The organism is Actimicrobium sp. CCI2.3, from assembly GCF_035019065.1.
Taxonomy (GTDB): Bacteria; Pseudomonadota; Gammaproteobacteria; order Burkholderiales; family Burkholderiaceae_D; genus Actimicrobium.
Genome location: NZ_JASJWR010000063.1, coordinates 1 through 4993, shown reverse-complemented (window position 1 = coordinate 4993; position 4993 = coordinate 1). Strand labels below are relative to the sequence as shown.

Here is a 4993-nt window from a genome sequence, read left to right as displayed (position 1 = left end):
TTTTTTAGTCATGTAATTTCCTCAGTTAGCGGGAGTGTGCTCCCATTGAGGTGTCCGATTTCATTAGACCACTACAGGACGTCACTTCCTACATCGTCGACTTTTATAATTGCACGCGTTTGCACTCCGTATTGGGCAACCTGTCGCCCTCCGTCTTTGAACGGAAAATGGCAGAAATACTTCCATTGGGGTGTCCGAAATAACTTGACCACTACAACGGTTCTTGGCCCGTTCGCCCTGATCGGCAACGCCTTCTATCCGGTTCTTGTACATCGGCTCACGGTTTCGCTCCACGCTTCCTCTCCACGCTCGGTCACCCTCACGCAGTTGCGCTTCACTTCGCTCGCTGTGGTCAGCTCACGGGAGGACTTGCACCTCCAAGAGTGCGCCCATGCTGGGCGCACCAAGAAAAAGGCGACCGCGAAGCGGCTGCCCTGCGGGTTCCCAAAAGCCGGAGCCAGTCAGGGGGAGGGCCGCAAACTCGCTTCGCTCAGACATGCGTCCCTCTTATCCCCTGCCTGACTCCGGCTTTTGGCAGCTGCTTCAATGCGGGACAGGTCAACATCAACATCAACATCAACCCCAACATCAACCCCTACGACTACCGCTCAATCGTAGGGTGCAATAACCGCAGGGCATTGCACCAAATGCCCCAACCACCGTCGCCAAAACCTCACCCGCAAGCGAAGCAAAAAGAAGCGCATCCTCCGATCAGAAGTCGACCGTCACACCCGCACCCAGACTCTTGTGCGAGTAGTTGTAATCGATCAGGCTCTGCCCGTACCCGGTAAAGCCCTGCACATAACCCTTCAGGTTACGCGTGAGCGGGAACGCCCAGCCAAGCTGCACGGCACCGCGATTGGTGCTGAAATTTTGCCGCATCGTCGTGGAGAACTCATGCCCGCCCTGACGATAGCTGGCCTGTATATCGCCGTGTCCCATGTAGGCGAGGATGTCCGGATTGTCGTCATTTGACCCACCGCCATCGAGCCGTTCCCAGATCCGCGCCAGCAACGTGAAGCCGCCTTCTTCCAGTCCGATCTGCGCATAGAACCGGTTCCAGCTGCGCGAGAGCGTGCCGGTCTGGCCATTGGACTGATGCACCAGGCCGAAGTTGAGCATGCGCGCGGTCATGCCAGGCAAGCGGAAATTGACCGGCACCACCGCCATGACTTCCGGCTGGTAATTGGTTTCGCGGAACGGACTCGATGCCGATTTATTGAACGCTTGCCAGTAACTCTGCTGCGTGTAGCCGAACCACAGATCGAACGGACTGCCGGCCACCTGCTCGGCCATCTTCATCTTGAAGCCCAACTGGAAGGTCAGCTCGGCATGCTGGATGCGCTGCTGTTCCAGCGTCCCGCCACCGGCGACTGCGCGAAACGGCGCGTAGTTCGGTGCACCGCTGTAATTGCCCAGCAGCAGATAGTTAGAACGGTACGAGCGGAAATTGTAAATGCCACGCTTGAGGTTGTCGGCCAGTTCCCATTCCTGCGCCAGTACCGAGGTTTCCCTGGAAGCGGGCACGTCGGCGTTGAGCAATGCCGGCGTCGGGGCCGGTGCGGCTGGTTCGATCGGATACGTCAGCTTCATTGCTGGTGCAGCGAGGCGGTCGTAGCAGGCAAGACGCTTGTCGGCATCCGCCAGCTCGGCGCAGATGGCCAGCGTGCTGAGTTCAAGTCCGGTGGCGTGCGCCAGTGACGGCAGATATAACGGCGACAACACGGCCAGCATTGGCACGGCAAAACGGAGGGGCGAGGTCATGACTGATCCATGGAGAGAGTTGCTGATCTGGAAACGTGCCGGATTCTCGCATGTTCTCACCGCTACTTTAGATCGCAATTAAAAGATACCGTCTGGTAGCAACAGCAACCGTCAGCTGCGCCGCTTTACCGGCACCGTGGCCAGCAGCACGCCCGCCAGCGCCAGCGCAAACGCCAGCAATTGCACCCCGCCGAGTCGCTCTCCGAGCACCAGCACGCCGACCAGCGCCGCGCTAATGGGCAACATCACCGTGAAGACGCCAGCTTGCGATGCCGGGATCGATTTCAAACCCGTCATCCACAACCAGACCGACCCGACGCTGGCAGCCAGCGCGTAAAACACCAGTAGCGACCACATCGGCATCGTCACCGGCGCGAAATCGAATTGCCAGGCGGCGAGGATGCCCATCGGCGTCATCAGCGCAAAGCCCCACAGGTTGATGATCGCGCTAATGCGTTTGGGGCTGAGCACGGTCGTCAACTGTTTGCCGATGACGGCATAGGCCGCTTCGCACAGGACCGCACCGAAGATGAGGAGATTACCGAGCCACGCATGCTGGTGCGCGATATCCTGCGCGGGCGATTTCGACAGCGCCAGGATGCCAATGCCGAGCGCGCCACAGGCCACCGCCGCCCAGACCCGCAAGCCGATACGCTCCTTCAGAAACAGCCAGCTCATCAGTGCTACCACCGCCGGAATCGCCGACAGGATCACGCCGGCCGAGACCGCGCTGGTCATGCTGACACCCGTGATCATGCACAGCGTGAACAGGAAATTGCCAAAGAACGATTCCAGGAAGACCAGCCCGCGCATCGGCCGACTGAGCGGCAATTCCATCGCCGGCTTTTTCAGCCAGGTCAGCATCGCCAGCCCGCCGATGCCAAAACGCAGCCATGCCAGCAGGAACACCGGGAACACCAGCGCCAGCGGTTTGGTGAGAGCGACGTAACTGCCGACCAGCGCCATGCTCAGCGCCAGACAGGTAAAGGCAACGAGGCGACTGGGCGCGGGAGTCCTCACAATTTCAGCGACCGGACGGCACCCTGAATGCACCGGCCTTGAGCTTGGGCTTCTTCGGTTTCTTGACGACCTGCCCGCTGGCATTGGTCTCGGGTACCCGGTGGTCGGGCTCGAAGCCCTGCTCGGCATTGCGTTGCAAGTTTTGTCCGGTCAGCATTTCGATTGCGGCCAGCAGCGGCGCTTCGTCGGCACACAGCAGCGACACCGCCATGCCGGACGCACCCGCGCGACCGGTGCGGCCGATCCGGTGAATGTAATCTTCAGCCACGATCGGCAAATCAAAATTGACGACCTGCGGCAAGTCGTCGATGTCGAGTCCGCGTGAAGCCACATCGGTGGCGACCAGGATTTGCACGTCGCGTGACTTGAATCCTTCCAGTGCCCGCAAGCGTGCCGGTTGTGGTTTGTCGCCATGGATGGCATCGGCGCGAATGCCCTGCGCCAGCAAGATATCAACCAGCTCATCGACCCCGCGCCGGGTCTTGACGAATACCAGCACCTGGCCCCAGCGGTGTTTTTTCAGCAGATGCAGGAACAGTTCCGGCTTGCGCTTCTTGTCGACCGGGATGGCCCATTGCTTGATGGTCTTGACCGGGGTGTTGCGCGGGCTGACTTCAACGCGTACCGGATTGTTGAGCAGCGTTGTCGACAGCGCCCGGATCTCGTCGGAAAAAGTGGCCGAGAACAGCAGGGTCTGGCGTTGCTTCGGCAAGGCGGCAAACACTTCATCGAGCTCGCGCGAGAAACCCAGATCGAGCATGCGGTCAGCTTCGTCGAGTACCAGTGTCTGCAATTGCTCGAACTTGACTGCATTCTGGCGATACAGGTCGAGCAAGCGGCCCGGCGTGGCGACCAGCACATCGAGGCCTTTGCGCAATTTCATCATTTGCGGATTGATGCTCACGCCGCCATAGGCCACGTGCGTGCGCAGCGGCAGCGAGGCACCGTATTCGCCAAACGCCTGATGCACCTGCTCGGCCAGTTCACGGGTCGGCACCAGGACCAGCACGCGCACGCAATTGCTATTGACCTGCGGGCCCTCCATCGTCAGACGCTGCAACAGCGGCAGCGCGAAGCCGGCGGTCTTGCCGGTGCCGGTCTGGGCAGCAGCCATCAGGTCGCGTCCGGCAAGCACGGCCGGGATGGCTTGCGCCTGCACCGGGGTGGGCGTGTGATAGCCGAGGGTCTCGAGATTGCGTTGCAACTGGTCGATCAGACCGAGCTTCAAAAATGTCATGGCTTACCAAATAAAAAAACAGAAAAAATTAACGTCGTGCCTGCTGGTGCAAGGCGACAAACAGCTTGGCGAGGACAGCCAACACCGCATCGAAATGCTGTTCCGGCTCGATCCGGTCCCAGATGTAATGCAGCATCACGGCTTCAAAACGGTTACCGCGGCGCTTGTTGCTGGCGGCATGGGCGCGGGAAATCGCCTTGATGAACTGGCGTCGCATGTTCGGCAACACCGGCACGTGTTCGCTGTCATCGAGAAACTCGAAACCGACTGGCAGAGGCGCGCCCTTGAAGTCGGACTCGAGCAGTTCAAACACGCCGGCCGGCATTTTTTCGATCAGCTCGCAGGCACTGGCTTCGAGCTTGAGGGTCAGCGTAAAGCCGGCCGGATACACGGCACCGTCGTCATCGCGCTCAGGCAGGAAGACCGCCATGCGCAACGAGTATTCGGCGCGATGGGCGTCTTCCCAGGAATTGTCTTCCAGCGAACGCGTGCCGTGCCAGAAGAACAGCGTACCGGGCGTGCCGGGCTCATCCTTGTCAGGGAAAAATTCTACCGCGACCTCATCGGCGTTGGCACCGGCGCTAGTCAGCATCTGCAACACCGGCACGGCCAGATCGGCCAGCGTGGCGGCGACGATTGCCGACGTCGTGACCGTATCGGCATTCGACAGGTCTTCGACAATGTAGGTATTGAGAGTCGTTAGCAGGGAATTAGGCTTGAGTGCGGAAATTGGATTCATGATCAGTAGGGCTATTGATGATGGCAGGGGCACTTATCGTACCCGATGAATGACGTGCGCAAGGAATCACCGTGGAACCAGATAAATCGGACACAATTTAATTGCGTCCCACAAAACGGAAAAGCCCGAACTCATTACAAGTTCGGGCTTTCGTATTTGGTTGCGGGGACAGGATTTGAACCTGTGACCTTCGGGTTATGAGCCCGACGAGCTGCCAGACTGCTCCACCCCGC

General features: G+C 59.6%; 4 protein-coding genes. All 4 read right to left on the bottom strand.

Going from position 1 to position 4993, the window contains the following annotated elements; all coding sequences use genetic code 11:
- Positions 1 to 711: 711 nt before the first annotated feature.
- Entirely contained in the window at positions 712 to 1764 is a 1053-nt protein-coding gene (locus tag QN370_RS20290) for a phospholipase A (RefSeq protein WP_322126766.1), read from the bottom strand.
- A 111-nt stretch (positions 1765 to 1875) separates the two neighbouring features.
- Positions 1876 to 2787, bottom strand: a complete 912-nt coding sequence (locus QN370_RS20285; RefSeq protein ID WP_323581814.1) for a DMT family transporter — start codon at positions 2785 to 2787, stop codon at positions 1876 to 1878.
- 1 nt (position 2788) lies between these two features.
- Positions 2789 to 4021 carry a DEAD/DEAH box helicase gene (locus tag QN370_RS20280; protein ID WP_322126765.1) on the bottom strand — a complete coding sequence of 411 codons (1233 nt, stop codon included), beginning with the start codon at positions 4019 to 4021 and terminating at the stop codon, positions 2789 to 2791.
- 28 nt (positions 4022 to 4049) lie between these two features.
- Positions 4050 to 4760, bottom strand: coding sequence for a hypothetical protein (locus QN370_RS20275; protein WP_322126764.1), 711 nt, complete (start codon positions 4758 to 4760; stop codon positions 4050 to 4052).
- Positions 4761 to 4993 lie beyond the last annotated feature (233 nt).